Below are 16,543 nucleotides of genomic sequence, written 5' to 3' on the forward strand. Positions count from 1 at the left end.
GCAACTGTGGTCAGCGGCTGAGGTACCGCTCCACCAGCCGCGTCCAGAATGCCGCACCAACCGGCAGGTTCTGGTCGTTGAAGTCGTAATGCGGGTTGTGCACCATGCAGCCGTCCTCGCCCACTCCGTTGCCGATGCGTAGAAACGTGCCCGGCCGCTTCTGCAGCATGAATGCGAAGTCCTCGCTACCCATCAGTATGTCGGTCTGCGCAACGACCTTGTCGTTGCCTACCAGTTCGCGCGCCACTTCTACCGCGAAATCTGTTTCGTCGTCCGAATTAACGACGACCGGATAACCTTCGATATATTCGACGACGGCCTTACCACCATAACTCGCGGCCTGCGTTTGCGCGAGTTCGGTAATGCGTTTTTTGAGCAGCGCACGCACGTCAGGGCTGAACGAACGCACGCTCAGTTCGAGTGTCGCGGTGCTCGCGATCACGTTGTTTGCTGTACCCGCATGCATCGAGCCGACTGTCACGACCGCAGGCTGCGACGGATCGACATTACGCGCAACGACGGTCTGCAACGCCATGACGATGCTTGCCGCCACCACCACTGGATCGACCGTAAGATGCGGGCGCGCCGCGTGGCCGCCCACGCCCTCTATCGTGATGATCGCCTTGTCGCCCGCCGACATGAACGGCCCCTTGCGGAACAGCAGCACGCCCGGCTCCGCGCCCGGATGATTATGCAGGCCGAACACGGCGTCGCACGGAAAGCGCTCGAACAAACCGTCTTCGATCATTTTCTTCGCGCCGCTGTCGATGCCGCTTTCTTCGGCCGGCTGAAAGTACAAGTGCACCGAACCCGAGAAATTGCGCGTGGCGGCGAGACGTTGCGCGGCACCGAGCAGGATCGTCGTGTGGCCGTCGTGGCCGCATGCATGCATCTTGCCGTGCGCGCCGCTCGCATAAGGCAGCCCGGTTTGCTCGATGATCGGCAGCGCGTCCATGTCGGCGCGAATGCCGATGCTGCGCTTTCCGTCGCCTACTTTGAGCGTGCCGACCACACCGGTTTGACCGACACCGCGCGTGACCTGCCAGCCCCATTCCTCGAGCTTCCCGGCGACGAGCGCGCCGGTTTGCAACTCCTCGTAGGCAAGTTCGGGATGGTGATGAATGTGATGGCGAATTTCGCGCAGGCTTTCGGCGGCAGGGATCAGATCGGCTACTTCGGTGTAACGCGCGCTTTCGCTCATTTGCAAGAGACTCCGTGAAGTGAAGCTGTATGAAAGCGGATGCCAAGGCGACAGTAAGACTGCCGCCTGCTTACCGCTGATGCAGCGAAGGCGAGAACTATAGCCCGGGTTTGGCATGGAGAAATGCGATCAGCGCATGGCCCGCCTCTTCCAGTTCGCCTGAATTGTCGATTGATTTGCAGCGAACGTCGTCGGGCAAAGAAAAAGGCGCGTGCCGTGCGAGCCGCGCGGCTACTTGCTCCGCCGATTCGCGCGCCCGCGCGCCGAGACGCGCTTCGAGAATATGCGGCGCAGCGTCCACATGCACGACTTCGGTACGAGGATAGCGTGCAAGCGCATGATGCAGGTACTGGCGCGAGCCATTCACGACTACCGTGCAACCGCGCGCGAGCCATGCGTCGAGTTCGATACCCACGCCATAGCGCAGCGAATGACTGGACCATTCGAGCGCGAAGAGCCCCAGCAACGAACGAGCGGCGAATTCCTCGACGCTTAGCGCGATATGTTCTTCGCCGTTGCCGCTTGGCCGCGTAATGTAACGATGCGCAAAGAGAATCGGCTCGCCCGCAAGGCGCTTGCGAGCGAAACCCAGCAACGCGTCTTTGCCCGCGCCGGACGGCCCCATCACATAGACCAGGCGACCTGTCATTGGCCCCTCACCTCGTGGCATTGAAACGGCACACTTTGCCATAACGCGACACTTTGCGGGACCCGCTCAGCGCGACGTTTTCACGTGGACAGCGGCACGCGCTCCGGTTCGTCGGTCTCGAACCAGGCGGGATTACGCGCGGCGATGGGACCGAGCGACACGAGGATTTCACGCAAGTGGCTGCGCATGGCGTCTTCGGCGGCGATGGGATCGTGAGCGCGCAAGCCGGCCAGGATCCTGGCGTGCTGCTTGATCAGCAGATCGAGGGGCGACACGTCCGGCAAACTCAAGTAGCGCACGCGATCCATTTGCGCCTTGATGTCCTGAATGGTCTCCCAAGCGGCAGTACAGTCTATCGCCTGCGAAATCGCGTAGTGGAATGCCTCGTCGAGCGCGAGGAACGCGGCCGTGTCATTCGATTTCGCCGCGAGCTTCTGCTCACGCAGATTGTCGGCGAGCGCCTGCAATTGCTCGTCGGTAATCGACACTGCTGCTTTACGCACTACCGCGGTCTCGATCGCTTCGCGAATAAAGCGCCCTTCGCGCACCTGGCGCGGAGAGATGCGCTTCACGAAGGTGCCGCGTTGCGGCAAGACCTGCAACACGCCCGCTTCGACCAGTTTGATGAATGCCTCGCGCACCGGTTGGCGCGACACCTGGAACATGTCCGACACTTCCTTCTCCGAGAGCGGCGTGCCGGGCACCATCTGGCCGACAAAAATGGCCTGTCGCAATGCGCGGAAGATCTGCTTGCCGATGGGCTCGTGCGAATCGAACGATACGTTCTCGGTCAGATCGGGCAGTGGGACATGCACGCCCGCCTGCGCTCCCGCACGACGCCGCGCACGGGGTTCAGCGAGCGTGGCGCTCCCGGCGTTCGCTGCAATGGGCGGCTTGCTGGCGGAGAGATTCCTGGTCGACATTTTGCAAACTACGAAAGAGCATCGAGTGGATAGCTGCCTCGGCGCATCGGTGCGTAGCCGTTACTAAATGCACGCTGATGCACGCTGCGAAGCTGTGCACCATACTACCATGCACGTTCGACCGCCAGCGTGCTTGCGCGCGGCTCGCGAATCCACACGAGGGAGCACACCGCGCCGAGTACCGCGATCCCTCCCGCCAGCACGAAGGCGCTGCCATACGCGCCGTGAGTCGCCTGAACGATGAAGCCGGTGACAGCCGGCCCGATCACGCCCGCAAGATTGGCCAGCAGATGCACGAAGCCGCCGACGCCGCCCACGTGTTCGCGCGGCACCGTGTCCTGAATGACGGCCCAATAAACGGCGCCCGTCACATACAGGAAGAAGATCGACACCGACATCAGCGCAACCGCGCTTTCCGTGCTGGCGACGCGACCCGCCAGTGCAACGCACACCGCCGCCGCGCCAAGACATGTCCCTAGTACGATCTTGCGCGACAGCAACGGCTTGCCCGTCAAACGCAGAATCAGGTCGGAGATAAAGCCGCCGGCCGCGAGTCCGATGCTGCCGAGCACCCATGGAATCACCGTGGCGATGCTCATGTCATGCAGACTCAGGTGGTGCGCCTCGGTCAGATAGGTCGGGAACCACGAGAGAAAGAAAAACAGCACGTAGTTGTACGAGAAGAATGCAAAGGCAGTTGCGAGAATAATCGGCTTGCGCAGAAAGTGGCCGAGGCCTAGCTTGGAGCCGTCGGCGGAATGCGCGAGCGCGTGTTCATCGGCCTGGCCTGCGAGAATCAATTGCATCTCATCGCTTGTGACGCGCGAATTCTGTTGCGGATGCTCGGTCGTGGTCGCGGCCCAAAAGACGAGCCATAGCAGCCCAAGCAACATGATCGCGACGAACGCCCAACGCCAGCCGAACTGAACCGCCATGAAACCCACCACCGGGCCCGCCAGCGCACCGCCGAGCGGCGTCCCGGAACTGATCACGCCGATCGCGCTCGCCACTTCCTTGCGAGGAAACCAGTTGTTGACCATCTTGCTGTTCGACGAGCTGAACGGCCCCTCGCCCATACCGAACAGCACACGCAACACGATCAGCGAACCGATGCCGGTCGCGAGCGCCGTGGCGCCGCAGAACAAAGACCAGACGCCCATCGCAGTGCCGAACACGCGTTTCGCGCCGACCTTGTCCGACAGCACGCCGCCAACGAAATTGAACAACGCATAGCCCACGAAGAAACTGCTGAACACAACGCCCATTTGCGCGTGCGAAAAGTTCAGGTCCTTCTGGATGAGCGGCGCGGCGATAGATAGTGCCGAGCGGTCGAGATAATTGATGACGCCCGCCAGAAAGAGCAGTGCGACAACAAACCAGCGTTGACTCTTTATCATGCGATGTCTCCTTCATTGCGCCTCTTGACGGGCGTTGGAACGGCTTGTGAATGTGTTGCGCCCATCGAGGAACGTGTTTGCAACGCGCCTGCGGGCGTGCGGGTTCAGTCGAAATTCAGATGCACCTTCATGGACTGCGAGCGGTCCAGAGCGACCTCGAATGCCTGGTTTGCATCGCTCATTGCGAATGCGTGTGTCATTAGCGGCCGCAGGTCGACCTTGCCCGATGCGATTTCATCGGCGGCAATCGCATATTCGCCGGTGAAACGAAACGAACCTTGATAGCGAAGCTCCTTCGACATCACAAGATTGGCCGCAACCGGCGACTGTCCCGCAGGCAAATTGCCGACCTGGATTACCGTGCCGCCTGCACGCGCTGACCGCAAAGCCGTTTCGAGTCCCGCGGGACTGCCGGACGCTTCGATCACCACATCGAACGTGCCGCGCTGTGCGGACCATTGCTCGACCGTCGCGCTGTCGGCGGCATTGACCGTTTGGTCCGCGCCCAGTTGAGCGGCAACCTGCAAAGCCCGGCTCGACAGATCGACGGCGACGACCCGATGTGCGCCTGCACGCCGCGCCACCGAAAGCAGGATGCAGCCGATCGGGCCGCAGCCGATCAACAGCACGCTTGCGCCGACGAGCGAGCCTGCCCGTTTCACCGCGTGCAGCGCGACGGCGAGCGGCTCGGCCATCGACGCCTGCGCGAAGTCGACGCTGTCCGCGACTGGAATGCACTGGCGCGCCGCCACGACAATGTACTGGCGGAACATGCCTTGCGTGTGAGGAAACGTGGACGCGCTGCCCATGAAGCGCATGTTCAGACAATGGTTAGGCATCCCTACCGTACAGTACTTGCATGTTCCGCATGCGAGCCCTGGGTTCACGGCGACGCGCTGACCCGGCACGAGGCGCGCATCGGCGCTCACGCCTTCACCCAGCGAATCGATTTCGCCCGCGACTTCGTGCCCGAGCACGAACGGCTCGCGCACCGCGAAATCGCCGCTCTTGCCCTTGAAGTAATACGAGAGATCGGAACCGCAAATACCGCCGGCGCGCACGCGCACTCGCACCTGACCGGGGCCCGGCTCCGGCGGATCGACCTCGTCGATGCGAATCAGTTTGGGTTCGTGAAGCACGGCTGCAAGCATGGTGGACTCCGGTGTGACAGATGCGCGAATTCGATTAATTCAATCAAGCGCGGTAAAAAGCGGGGTAAATCAGACCTGAGCGGCGGCGCCGCATCACTCGTTGGTCACCAGTTCCATAACGTGCCGTCCTCGAGACGTGCAACGGGCAAATAAGCCGGGTCGTAGGGGAAACGCGCAGCGGCGGCTTCGTCGATGTCCACACCATGACCCGGTGCATCGCCGGGATGCATCATGCCGTGGTCGAAGCGCCATGCATGAGGGAACACTTCGAGCGCCTCTTCGGGGAAGCCCATATATTCCTGCACGCCGAAGTTCGGCACCCACAGGTCGAAATGCAGCGCCGCACCCATGCAGACCGGCGAGAGATCCGACGGCCCATGACAGCCCGTGCGCACCTGGTAAAGCGAAGCAAAATCAGCAATCCGCCGAAGATGCGTAATGCCGCCCGCGTGCGTCAACGTCGCGCGGATATAGTCGATCAGTTGCTCCTCGATCAACTGCTTGGAGTCCCAGATACTGTTGAACACTTCGCCGACCGCAATGGGCGTGACCGTATGCTCACGTATCAGCCGGAAGCCAGCTTGATTCTCGGCGGGCGTGGGGTCTTCCATCCAGAACAGACGATACGGCTCAACCGATTTACCGAGGCGCGCCGCCTCGATCGGCGTCAGGCGATGGTGTACGTCGTGCAGCAGATGCGTGTCGAAACCGAACTTGTCGCGCACCGCTTCGAAGAGTTTCGGCACGAAGTCAAGGTACTTTTCCGACGACCAGCTTTGCTCTTCAACGGCGCCCTTCGTGGCCGGCTCGTACATGCCGCTGCCTTTCGATACGCCATATACCGAGCGCATGTTCGGCACGCCGCATTGGATGCGAATCGCCTGATAGCCGGCCTCGATGTGCTCGGCGTAACGGTCGAGCGCTTCTGGAATGTCGCGACCCGTGGCGTGTCCGTACACCATCACGCCTTCGCGCGACGCTCCGCCGAGCAGCTTGTACAGCGGCATTCCGGTGACCTTGCCGAGGATGTCCCATAACGCCATGTCGACTGCGGCGATGGCCGTCATCGTGACTGGACCGCGGCGCCAGTACGCGCCTTTGTACAGATACTGCCAGGTGTCTTCGATACGGCCCGGGTCGCGACCGATCAGTAGCGGACAAACGTGATCTTTCAGATACGAGGCAACCGCCAGTTCGCGACCGTTGAGCGTGGCGTCGCCGATACCGTGCACACCTTCATCGGTGACGATCTTGAGCGTGACGAAGTTGCGGCCGGGGCACGTGACGATCACATCGGCGCGAACGATTTTCATGTTTCCTTCCTTGCTTCATCAGGTCTGGCGTGGCACCGAACGCGAGCTTGACGCTGAATTCATGGCGGCGGTGTCATGGCGCTTTCAACGAAGCATGCGACTGCATATCCGGCTTCAGCCTACCCGCCTCGAATCGTTTGAACGATGCTACCATACAAGTATATCGAAACGTCAAATCGGGGTTTTCCCGCTGATTGACGGCGTTTCAAGCCTGTCACGTCATCCGGACTTCACACCATGAGCACGCCAGCTACATTGCCTCGCCTTACCCGTCATGCGTTGCCCGCCCTGAGTCAGCATGTGTTGTCACCGGCGCATACTGCGTGGCGCGAGCCGTCCATCGGCATCGTGCATCTCGGCATCGGCAATTTTCATCGCGCGCATCAGGCGCTTTATACGGAAGAAGCGATGCTCGCCGAAGGCGGCGACTGGGGCATCTGCGGCGTTACGCTGCAAGGCGACGTGGCGAAGCGCGACGCCCTGATGGAGCAGCAAGGCGTGTACAGCATTGTCGAACGTGGACCCGAGGGCGCGAAGGTGACCGTTGTGCGAGCATTGCGCGAGGTGCTCGCAATGCCGCATGATCACGACGCATTGTTCGCGCGGCTTGCTGATCCGTCCGTGCGGATCGTTTCGTTGACGGTCACGGAAAAAGGCTACTGCCGCAATGCGAAGACCGGCGACGTCGCGCTCGACAATCCCGCCGTCGTGCACGACCTATCGCATCCGCACGCACCGCGCAGCGTGCCTGGCATTCTGGTTGCCGCGTTGCGCCAGCGCCGCGATGCGGCGCAAGAACCCTTCACCGTGTTGTCGTGCGACAACCTTGCGCACAACGGCGCCGCTCTGGGCCAGGTGGTGTGTTCTTTCGCTCGCGAGTTCGATCCGGCACTCGCTGACTGGATCGAAGCGGAAGTTGCGTTCCCGTCGACCATGGTCGACCGCATCGTGCCGGCCACGACCAACTCCGAGCATGCCACCGTGGCGGCGGCGCTCGGCTATCGGGACGCCGCGCCCGTGCCTTGCGAGCCGTTCCGGCAATGGGTGATCGAAGATCGTTTTCCGGCGGGACGTCCGGCATGGCATACGGTGGGCGCACGACTCGTCGACGACGTCACGCCGTTCGAGCTGGCGAAGCTGCGCATGCTCAACGGCACGCATTCCACCCTCGCCTACCTGTCGATGCTTGGCGGCTTCGCCACGATCGACGATGCGATCGCCGACCCCGCCATGCGCAATCTCACCCACACGATGATGACCGAAGAAATCGCGCCGACGCTGAACATGCCAGCGTCGTTCGATGTCGCCAACTATCGCGATGCACTGCTCGCGCGCTATGCGAACCCGGCGCTCAAGCACCGCTGCGCGCAGATTGCGATGGACGGCAGTCAGAAGATTCCGCCGCGCCTCCTTGGCACCATCGCCGCAAGAATCGACGCGGGGCAGCCGTTCACGCGCCTCGCACTAGCGGTCGCGGGATGGATGACGTTTTTGCGCGGTTATGCAGACAACGGTTCGCGCTACGACATCAGCGACCCGCTCGCCGAAAACTTCAAGGCGCTCGCGGTATCGGCGAATGGCGATCCTCAGGCGCTGATGGATGCGCTGCTTTGCGTGCGCGAAGTATTCACCGCGGAGTTGGCCGCGCAGCCCGCGTTCAGAGCGGCGCTGCTTCATGCGTTGCAGTTGCTGCAAGACAATGGCGCACGTGCAGCGGTGGCGGCGTCGCAATAACGCGCCGCATTTCGTATCTCAGTCAGGCCGTGGGCTCGGCCTCATGCCCCTCGGTTGCGCTTTCGCCGGCTTGCACGTGCACGGCGTCGGTCCGATCCGCCTGTTGGCGCCGGCGTGCCTCGAGCACGTCGCGATAACGCAGATATGCGCAACGTCCCCCCGATTTCGCCGCGTACATCGCGGCGTCAGCGTTCAGCAGCAGCTCCTCCGCCGTGCCGCTGTCGTCGGGGAACTGGCTGATGCCGATGCTCGCGCCCACCGTCATGCCCTGGCCGTCCATCACGATCTCTTCGTTGAGCGTGGTCATGATTCGCGAGGCGATGCCCGGCGCTGCTTCTGCCGAGCGCGGCCCCTCGATCAGCACGATGAATTCGTCGCCGCCGAGACGCGCAACGACATCCGCGGAATGCAGCACTTGCTTGAGCCGCAGCGCCACCGCAACAAGCACCTTATCGCCGACCGAATGGCCGAACTGGTCGTTGATCTGCTTGAAGCGGTCGAGGTCCACGAACAACACCGCGAGTCCTTCGCGGCGGCGCGTCGCATCGTCGATCGCACGCTCGAGCTTCTCCATGAACAGCATGCGGTTCGGCAGTCCGGTGAGCACGTCGTGCGTGGCGAGATGCACGAGCTCGCGCTGCTTTACATGCAGCGCGTCCATCTGCGATCTGATCTCGCGGCGCAAACGATCGAAACAACGCGCGAGTATGCCGATCTCGTCCGTGCGTTTAACGGGCAATGTCTCCATGGCGTGTTCGGCGAAAAGATGCGTGGCCGCATACGCGAGGATATGCAACGGCTTGGTTAGCGCACGCGCAAAAAGAATCGCGAGAAGCAGTGCGAGCCCGCTAAAGATCAACACCATGCGAATGATGCTGCCGCCGAGCAGTTGCGCGCCCGACAACACGTCTTCGAGCGGTTTGCCAAGCCCGATCACAATGAAGCGATTGCCCTCGGATGCGCCGAACGGCCTGCGCACGAAAGCGAGTACTTGCCCCTCCGCCTGACGCGGTCGCGCGAGGCCGTTCACGAGTACTTCGCTTTCCTTCTGTTCGAAAAGCGGCTTGGTGACGGCAAAGCTATCCTGCATCAGCACGCGGCGGCCGCTATCGAAGCCGAACGTTTTGGACGCGTCGGGATGAACGAGAAAGTCGCCCCATTCGTTGGCGAGATAGACCTGATAATCGCTTGGCAAATCGCTCTGCAGGCGCTTGAGCAGATAGGCGAGATCGATATCGATCACGACGACGCCGATCACCGAGCCTTGCGCATTAGCGACGGGTGTGCCGACCCGCAATGTCGGCTTGCCCTGCGCCGCGTGCGTGCCGTATTCATGATTGACGGCAATCGGCGACGTGTAAATGCGTCCGGGCGAAAATGTGAGCGGTTCGAACACATACGGGAACTGCGCTTTCTCCTGCAGATCGCCGCCGTCCACGCGCATCAGTCCGTCGGCGTCGCGGTCAAAGCGAATGATTTCGAGGCCGTGATGCGCGCGGCTGATAAGCCGGATCTGCAGGTATTCGGCGTGATGGATCATAAAGCTCGAATACACCTGCGCAAGCCGTTCGCGGGGCACGCTCGCCGCAGATCCGTCGCCGGTCGCCAGGACCTCGACCGACGAAGGCAAGCTCGCGAGCACGAGTGCGTCGGCGCCCACGTCGTCGATGGATGCGGAAAAGCGCTGACCCAGCAACTCTGTGGACGTCAGCAAGCTGTGGCCCGCTTCCTTCACCAGCATTGCGCGGTTCGCGTGATACGCGTAATAACCGGTCGCGCCGGATGCCAGCACGCCAATGCAGGCGAGCAGAACAGACAGCTTGAATGTAAGTCCGGGGCGGATCATCAGAAGCGCTCCGAGCGGTCACCGGAGACGATTCTGGCCCACAGGTCCTCGCGCCGTTGAATGTCCTCGACCGGACCGATCCACACGATGCGAGCGTAATCGCTATGCGCAGCCGGATCGGTCAATGTGTTCGCGAGTCCTTGCCGCTGCGTTAGTAACCGGCTCACGTCCGGTTCGAGCATGTAATTGATCCATGCCAGCGCGAGCGCCGGATCTGCAGCTGCACGCGTCATCGACCAGCAATCGAGCCAGGCCAGCACACCTTCATCGGGAATCACGTAGCCCACGTCAGCGCCGGCGCGGCGAAGTAATTCCAGTTGCTGCGTGCCGTAGTTGCCGAACATCAGCGCAACGTTATGCTGGATGAAAAAGGCGGTCGCCTCTTCAGGCAGCGTGTAATAGGTCAGCAGGTTGCGGCGCAGATCGACGAGCTTGTGAGCAATCGCGCGCATCTGCGTGGCGTTCAGATTGAACGGGTCGGGATAACCCAGCGCGAGCGCCGTGAACGAGAAATTGTGCTGCGCACTATTGAAGTCGAGCACCTTGCCGCGGTATCGCGGGTTCCACAGTTCGCGCATCGAGCGCGGCGCGACTGCAACCTGCTTGCGGTCGTAAATGAGGCCCATCGACGAATAGGTAAACGGAATCGCATAGACCTTGCCGTCCGACATGATTCCTTCAATCGCCGAGCGCGCCTGAAAACGCGGCAGTTGTCTTGCGGTATTGGGCAGACTTTGCAGATCCAGCGGCGCCAACAGATTGGCGCGGGTATAGCGCTGGATTTCCGCGGTGTTCGCCGCGAGCACGTCGAAGCGCGGCGCGTTTCTGGCATGCAACTGGGCCCATAACGCTTCGTCGGAATCCACGAGCGTCACTTCCACTTTCACGTCGTAACGCAACTCGAAGTTCCTCACGACGTCGGCATCGGCGTAACCGGGCCAAGCAAGCACATGCAAGACTTTTTTCGCGACCTCGGCCGACGCGTTCGACAGCAGCCCGAAACTGAGAAACACGCCCACAACGACCCGCAAGAAAACCGCGCACCCGTTACGCGCTAATGGCGCACGCGACGACGCAAGCGCAATTTGCCGCTGACCGTGCTGCGTAAAACAGCGCACTCCATCTGCCGTCGAAATCATGTGCATATGCAACACCGTTTTGCAGAAGGCAGTTCCCACGAGCAGAAGCCCGCGTAAATGACTCGCGAATCAATACTGGAGACGTTTCCTCTGACCAGAACTGCTCTGTGCGCTGCGTGGAAGCACGAGGAGCAACGATGATAGCGCCAAGCAATATGTTTTTGGTTTCATTACCGCGTCAATGCCTGGAAATAACTGACCCTCGGCGGGACACGACGGGCATTCATCACGTGATAACGGCAGGCGCTTAACGTTCTTTAATTAATTCGACGAATTAAATGGACACATGATTGCTAAATCTTTTTAACGATTCGCATTACGACCGGGTTACTACGTTATTACGACATGCGCCGCGACAATCGGCCATTCGATGCCGCTCGCATCGTCGCGCCATTACGCGCGCCTCCGGGCAGGTGTACTGCCAAGGGATCGCTTATGCGCCATCCGGTATTTCACTAACTACCCAACATTTTTGAACTGATAAGCTTGGCGCGCGCTGCTGGCCGCCCCGGCCGGCAGCTTCAACCCAGGCCCGGTCGTGAGTCGCGCCGGGTTTCCCGCAGCGGCACAACCGCGTGCGGGAGTATTTGAACTACACCGAGGAGTAAAACAGTGAAAAAACTGCTAGCGGCTTTGACGGTTGCTCTGCTTGCCACCGTCTCGATTGGCGCACACGCTAAAGATTGGTCCACCATCCGTTTTGGCGTCGATGCCAGCTACCCCCCGTTCGAGTCCAAAGGCTCCGACGGCAAGCTCGTTGGCTTCGACATCGACCTCGGCAATGAAATCTGCGCGCGCCTGAAGGCCAAATGCGTGTGGGTCGAAAACGACTTCGACGGCATGATTCCGGCCCTGAAGGCGAAGAAGTTCGACGGCGTGCTGTCGTCGATGTCCATGACGCCGCAACGCGCCGAACAGGTCGCTTTCTCGTCGAAGCTGTTCAATACGCCGACGCGCCTCGTCGCAAAGAAGGGTTCGGGCATCCTGCCGACGGCTGAATCGCTGAAGGGCAAGACGGTCGGCGTCGAACAGGGCACGATCCAGGAAACCTACGCGAAGACCTACTGGGAGCCGAAGGGTGCGAAGGTCGTGCCGTATCAGAACCAGGATCAGGTATATGCCGACTTGCTGTCGGGACGTCTGGACGCAGCGCTGCAAGATGCGGTGCAAGCTGAAATCGGCTTCCTGAAGACGCCGCGCGGCGCTGGCTTCGACTTCGTCGGCAAGAACCTCGACGATCCGAAGATTCTCGGCAACGGCGCGGGCATCGGCATGCGCAAGGAAGATACGGACCTGAAGGCGAAGGTCGACAAGGCGATCGCCGACATCATCAAGGACGGCACGTACAAGAAGCTCGAGAAGAAGTACTTCGACTTCGACGTGTACGGCAGCTAATTACGCCGGCTTATGTCAGCCAGGGCCGCCACGCGCGTCTAGCGGCGCGCTGAACGGCTCGCAGAAACGGGCCCCGCCATGCGCGGGGCCCGTTTCGTTTTTGAAGCCGGCACGACCACGCACCACGCCGTATCGGCTAAGATCGTGCGATCGATATGGCGCCGGGCTGTTGTGCAAGACTGGCGTCATCCAGGCTTTTCCCCTCAAATCAACGAGATAGCGGCGCGCCGCACTTTCCCGCGAATTCGACAACCATGCAAACCCAATCCCATCCGCTGATTGCTCCGACGCTCGGTACCGCCCGCGACCTGACCAGTTTCCATTACGGTCCCGGCGGCGGACAGAAGATCTACATCCAGTCGTCGCTGCATGCCGACGAATTGCCGGGCATGCTCGTCTCGTGGGAACTTCGTCGCAAGTTTGCCGCACTCGAAGCGGCCGGCAAGTTGCGCGGCGAAGTGGTCATCGTGCCGGTGGCCAATCCCATCGGCCTGAACCAGCACTTTCTCGGTCACCTGACCGGACGCTTCGAAACCAACACCGCGCAGAACTTCAACCGCAATTTCCACGATCTGTCGGCACTCGTCGCGCCGGTGATCGAAGGGCGCCTCACGGATAACGTCGACGCCAATCGCATGGCGATCCGCACCGCGATGCGCGAGGCGCTCGACGCGCAAACGCCGGCCACCGAACTCGAATCGCAACGTCTCGCGCTGCAAAAACTTTCGTACGACGCCGACGTCGTGCTCGATCTGCATTGCGACTGGGAAGCCGCCATGCACCTGTACACGAACCCCGACCTGTGGCCCGACGTCGAGCCGCTTGCGCGTTATCTCGACGCAAAGGCGTCGCTGCTTGCGCTCAATTCGGTGGGCAACCCGTTCGACGAGATTCACAGCTTCTGCTGGTCAGATTTGCGCGGGCGTTTCGGAGAGCGTTTTCCGATTCCAAATGGCTCGATTTCGGTCACGATCGAATTGCGCGGGCAGCGAGAAGTGTCTTACGAGTATGCGGAGCGCGACGCGCAGGCGATCGTCGAATATCTGACCTCGCGTGGCGTGATCGAAGGCACGGCCGCGCCGCTGCCGCCGCTCGAGTTCGCCGCCACGCCGCTCGCAGGCGCCGAGCCGATTGTCGCGCCGATCAGCGGCGTGCTGGTGTATCGCTGCGAAGTGGGCACCTGGGTCGACGTGGGCCATGAAATCGCGGACATCGTCGATCCGTTGACTGACCGCGTCGTTACGCTCAAAAGCAACGTTGCCGGCGTGCTTTATGCGCGGCATCTGACGCGTTTCGCCACGGCCGGCCTCGAATTCGCGCGCATTGCCGGCGCGACCGCGTTTCGAAGCGGCTCGCTGTTGAGCAACTGATTCGCGGCTTGACGCTAAAACGAGGGCGCCGTGCAGGCGCCCTCGCTGGTTATTGTTGCTGCTCCTGTTCTAGCCGCTGCCGGCGAGCCTCGCGACACTGAAAAGCCCTTTAAAACGCGGGGATGATCGCGCCTTTGAACTGCGTGTCGATGTACTTGCGCACTTCATCGGACTCGTAAGCCGCGACCAGTTTCTTCACCCAAGGCTGATTGCGGTCCTTCTCGCGCACCGCGATGAGGTTTGCGTAAGGCCCCTTGAGGTCTTCGATCGCAATCGCGTCTTTGGTGGGCTGCAAGCCCGCCTTCACTGCATAGTCGGTATTGATCGACGCCGCGTCGAGGTCATCAAGCGCGCGCGGCAATTGCGCGGCATCCAGTTCCACGAGCCGGATTTTCTTATGATTCTCAGCCACGTCGAGCGGAGTCGCATTGACGCCGTTTGTCCCGACGCCCGGCTTCAGCTTGATGACACCGTACTTCTGGAGCAGGAGCAACGCGCGGTTGCCATTGGACGGATCGTTCTGAATTCCCACCTTCGCCCCTTCGGGCAAGTCCTTCAGCGACTTGAACTTCTTCGAATAAAAGCCCATTGGCGATACATACGTCAGGCCGACATTCGCGATCTTGTAGCCGCGCTGTTTGATCTGGCTATCGAGAAACGGCTGGTGTTGGAAACCGTTAGCGTCGAGATCTCCGGCGTCTAGTGCTGCATTCGGCTGCACGTAGTCGTTGAACTCGATCACTTTGATGTTGAGCCCCTCGCGCGCCGCCACTTTCGTCACGACCGACCAGATCTGTGCATCGGGTCCGCTCATCGTGCCGACCTTAAGCTGCGGGCCGTCCGCATGCGCAAACGTTGTCGTGAGCGAGAGAGCGGCGACACTGGCCAGCGCGAGCAGATTTCTGATGATATTGCGGCGTTGCATGCGTTTCCCCATAAGCGGTTTGATTGACAGGCGCGCATCGTCGCATGCAGCGGCGGCCGCCTGAAACCAATCGTTTTTCACACGCTTATATGAGCGGGTCCGAAGAAGCTTATGCGCGAGATCGCCATTGACTGTCGCTTGCGCGCGACAGATTTCAAAATCAATCCGCCTGTCACATCCCTTACTCAGCGTTCCCTTAAATTTCAGCCCGTCGCACGACCTTGCCAAAGAGCAGCGCATTGCGATCGCTTAATTCTTAATCGGAGAACGTTTTGAACAAAAAACTATTGGCCGCCGCTACCCTCGCAGTCTTCGCCAGCGCCGCACACGCACAAAGCAGCGTCACCCTGTATGGCGTGATCGATGCCGGCATCAGCTATGTGAACAACTCGAAGACCGCCACCGGTCACGACAATCTCTTCAAGTACGACGACGGCGTCGCGCAAGGCAGCCGTTGGGGCCTGCGCGGCACCGAAGATCTGGGTGGCGGCCTGAAGGCGCTTTTCGTGCTGGAAAACGGCTTCAACAGCGGTAACGGCACGCTCGGCCAGGGCGGCGCGTTGTTCGGCCGTCAGGCGTATGTCGGTCTGTCGCAGAACAATGTCGGCTCGCTGACGTTCGGCCGCCAGTACTCGTTCTCGACCGACTATCTCGGCGGCAGCTACTCGACCGGCGGTCAAACGGTCGCGGGCAACTACGCTTACCACATCAACGACGTCGACCAGTTGACGTCGAGCCGTATCAACAACTCGGTCAAGTTCAGCAGCGCGAATTTCTCGGGCCTGACCTTCGGCGCGATGTATGGCTTCTCGAATCAGGCTGGCGCATTCGCCGGCGCGCCCGCGACGGGCACGGCCGCAGCACCGGTCGCGGGTTCGTCACGCGCTTACAGCTTCGGCCTGAACTACGCTAACGGTCCGTTCGGCGTGGGCGCGGCATACACGGATATCCGCTACCCGAGCCAGGCAACGCCGGCATTCTCGACGACCATCGCGAACGTGACGACGGGCAACATCCGCGATCTGCGCACCTTCGGCGTGGGCGGCCGCTACACGATCGCCGCAGCGACGCTGTGGGCGTTGTACACGAACACGCGCCTCGAGACGGTCACGGGCGGCGCGACGACTTTCGCCGCGTATGAAGCGGGCGCGAAGTACGCGTTCACGCCGGCACTGACGGCAGGCGCGGGCTACACGTACATGCACCTGAGCAACGCGAATCGCGGCCACTGGAACCAGGTCGACCTGAGCGTCGACTATGCGTTGAGCAAGCGTACCGACGTGTACGCACTCGGCATCTATCAGATCGCAGCGGGCCGCAACGGCACGCAGGATCTGCAGGCGCAGATCGGTTCGAGCACGAGCTACTTCAACACGTCAGGCACGGGTGCGGACAACCAGTTGGCATTCCGCGTGGGCGTGCGTCACAAGTTCTAAAGCGCAATCGCGCCGGCGCAGACGTTAGCGCCTCGCCGGCGCTATGTGTCGAAACGCCGCTGCT

General features: G+C 61.3%; 13 protein-coding genes. 4 read left to right on the forward strand and 9 right to left on the reverse strand.

Going from position 1 to position 16,543, the window contains the following annotated elements:
• Positions 1-10 precede the first annotated feature (10 nt).
• The 6 genes from OH764_RS28760 to manD all read right to left on the reverse strand — a co-directional run bounded on the left by OH764_RS28760 (position 11) and on the right by manD (position 6,634).
• The gene (locus OH764_RS28760) at positions 11-1,201 is read right to left on the reverse strand and encodes a M20 aminoacylase family protein (protein WP_498849476.1); all 1,191 of its coding nucleotides are present in this window, start codon (positions 1,199-1,201) and stop codon (positions 11-13) included.
• 97 nt (positions 1,202-1,298) lie between these two features.
• The gene (gene phnN, locus OH764_RS28765) at positions 1,299-1,850 is read right to left on the reverse strand and encodes a ribose 1,5-bisphosphate phosphokinase PhnN (protein WP_498849477.1); all 552 of its coding nucleotides are present in this window, start codon (positions 1,848-1,850) and stop codon (positions 1,299-1,301) included.
• Positions 1,851-1,930: 80 nt separating this feature from the next.
• On the reverse strand, positions 1,931-2,773 hold the full coding sequence (locus OH764_RS28770; protein ID WP_498849478.1) for a GntR family transcriptional regulator: 843 nt from the start codon (positions 2,771-2,773) through the stop codon (positions 1,931-1,933).
• A 104-nt stretch (positions 2,774-2,877) separates the two neighbouring features.
• Positions 2,878-4,170 carry an MFS transporter gene (locus OH764_RS28775; RefSeq protein WP_020066545.1) on the reverse strand — a complete coding sequence of 431 codons (1,293 nt, stop codon included), beginning with the start codon at positions 4,168-4,170 and terminating at the stop codon, positions 2,878-2,880.
• Positions 4,171-4,274: 104 nt separating this feature from the next.
• Positions 4,275-5,321, reverse strand: coding sequence for an L-idonate 5-dehydrogenase (locus OH764_RS28780; RefSeq protein WP_498849479.1), 1,047 nt, complete (start codon positions 5,319-5,321; stop codon positions 4,275-4,277).
• A 104-nt stretch (positions 5,322-5,425) separates the two neighbouring features.
• Positions 5,426-6,634, reverse strand: coding sequence for a D-galactonate dehydratase family protein (manD, locus tag OH764_RS28785; protein WP_498849480.1), 1,209 nt, complete (start codon positions 6,632-6,634; stop codon positions 5,426-5,428).
• A 237-nt stretch (positions 6,635-6,871) separates the two neighbouring features.
• Here manD and OH764_RS28790 point away from each other — a divergent pair, with 237 nt between their 5' ends.
• Positions 6,872-8,368, forward strand: coding sequence for a mannitol dehydrogenase family protein (locus tag OH764_RS28790; protein WP_498849481.1), 1,497 nt, complete (start codon positions 6,872-6,874; stop codon positions 8,366-8,368).
• 22 nt (positions 8,369-8,390) lie between these two features.
• Here OH764_RS28790 and OH764_RS28795 read toward each other — a convergent pair whose 3' ends face one another.
• Together OH764_RS28795 and OH764_RS28800 are read right to left on the reverse strand one after the other, a co-directional pair.
• Positions 8,391-10,214, reverse strand: coding sequence for a diguanylate cyclase domain-containing protein (locus OH764_RS28795; protein WP_498849482.1), 1,824 nt, complete (start codon positions 10,212-10,214; stop codon positions 8,391-8,393).
• The gene (locus OH764_RS28800; protein ID WP_498849483.1) at positions 10,214-11,359 is read right to left on the reverse strand and encodes a type 2 periplasmic-binding domain-containing protein; all 1,146 of its coding nucleotides are present in this window, start codon (positions 11,357-11,359) and stop codon (positions 10,214-10,216) included. The genes OH764_RS28795 and OH764_RS28800 overlap by 1 nt, the downstream gene beginning before the upstream one ends.
• 606 nt (positions 11,360-11,965) lie before the next feature.
• Here OH764_RS28800 and OH764_RS28805 point away from each other — a divergent pair.
• Both OH764_RS28805 and OH764_RS28810 read left to right on the forward strand, forming a co-directional pair.
• Positions 11,966-12,748, forward strand: a complete 783-nt coding sequence (locus tag OH764_RS28805; RefSeq protein WP_020066551.1) for an ABC transporter substrate-binding protein — start codon at positions 11,966-11,968, stop codon at positions 12,746-12,748.
• Positions 12,749-13,002: 254 nt separating this feature from the next.
• Positions 13,003-14,118, forward strand: a complete 1,116-nt coding sequence (locus OH764_RS28810; protein WP_498849484.1) for a succinylglutamate desuccinylase/aspartoacylase family protein — start codon at positions 13,003-13,005, stop codon at positions 14,116-14,118.
• Between the two features lie 109 nt (positions 14,119-14,227).
• On the opposite strand, the gene OH764_RS28815 is transcribed toward OH764_RS28810, so the two are convergent.
• Positions 14,228-15,043: a MetQ/NlpA family ABC transporter substrate-binding protein gene (locus tag OH764_RS28815; protein ID WP_498849485.1), complete on the reverse strand. Its 816-nt coding sequence runs from the start codon at positions 15,041-15,043 to the stop codon at positions 14,228-14,230.
• Between the two features lie 272 nt (positions 15,044-15,315).
• On the opposite strand from OH764_RS28815, the gene OH764_RS28820 reads away from it, so the two are divergent.
• A complete protein-coding gene (locus OH764_RS28820; RefSeq protein ID WP_498849486.1) occupies positions 15,316-16,479 on the forward strand; it encodes a porin in 1,164 nt (387 codons plus the stop codon).
• Positions 16,480-16,543 lie beyond the last annotated feature (64 nt).

The organism is Burkholderia sp. M6-3 (assembly GCF_050858985.1).
Lineage (GTDB): Bacteria > Pseudomonadota > Gammaproteobacteria > Burkholderiales > Burkholderiaceae > Paraburkholderia > Paraburkholderia caledonica.

What these genes read in the sequence shown, in the direction of transcription:
- OH764_RS28760 (WP_498849476.1), bottom strand. Translation starts at nt 1,201, where the DNA reads ATGAGCGAAAGCGCGCGTTACACCGAAGTAGCCGATCTGATCCCTGCC.
- phnN (WP_498849477.1), bottom strand. Translation starts at nt 1,850, where the DNA reads ATGACAGGTCGCCTGGTCTATGTGATGGGGCCGTCCGGCGCGGGCAAA.
- OH764_RS28770 (WP_498849478.1), bottom strand. Translation starts at nt 2,773, where the DNA reads ATGTCGACCAGGAATCTCTCCGCCAGCAAGCCGCCCATTGCAGCGAAC.
- OH764_RS28775 (WP_020066545.1), bottom strand. Translation starts at nt 4,170, where the DNA reads ATGATAAAGAGTCAACGCTGGTTTGTTGTCGCACTGCTCTTTCTGGCG.
- OH764_RS28780 (WP_498849479.1), bottom strand. Translation starts at nt 5,321, where the DNA reads ATGCTTGCAGCCGTGCTTCACGAACCCAAACTGATTCGCATCGACGAG.
- manD (WP_498849480.1), bottom strand. Translation starts at nt 6,634, where the DNA reads ATGAAAATCGTTCGCGCCGATGTGATCGTCACGTGCCCCGGCCGCAAC.
- OH764_RS28790 (WP_498849481.1), top strand. Translation starts at nt 6,872, where the DNA reads ATGAGCACGCCAGCTACATTGCCTCGCCTTACCCGTCATGCGTTGCCC.
- OH764_RS28795 (WP_498849482.1), bottom strand. Translation starts at nt 10,214, where the DNA reads ATGATCCGCCCCGGACTTACATTCAAGCTGTCTGTTCTGCTCGCCTGC.
- OH764_RS28800 (WP_498849483.1), bottom strand. Translation starts at nt 11,359, where the DNA reads ATGCACATGATTTCGACGGCAGATGGAGTGCGCTGTTTTACGCAGCAC.
- OH764_RS28810 (WP_498849484.1), top strand. Translation starts at nt 13,003, where the DNA reads ATGCAAACCCAATCCCATCCGCTGATTGCTCCGACGCTCGGTACCGCC.
- OH764_RS28815 (WP_498849485.1), bottom strand. Translation starts at nt 15,043, where the DNA reads ATGCAACGCCGCAATATCATCAGAAATCTGCTCGCGCTGGCCAGTGTC.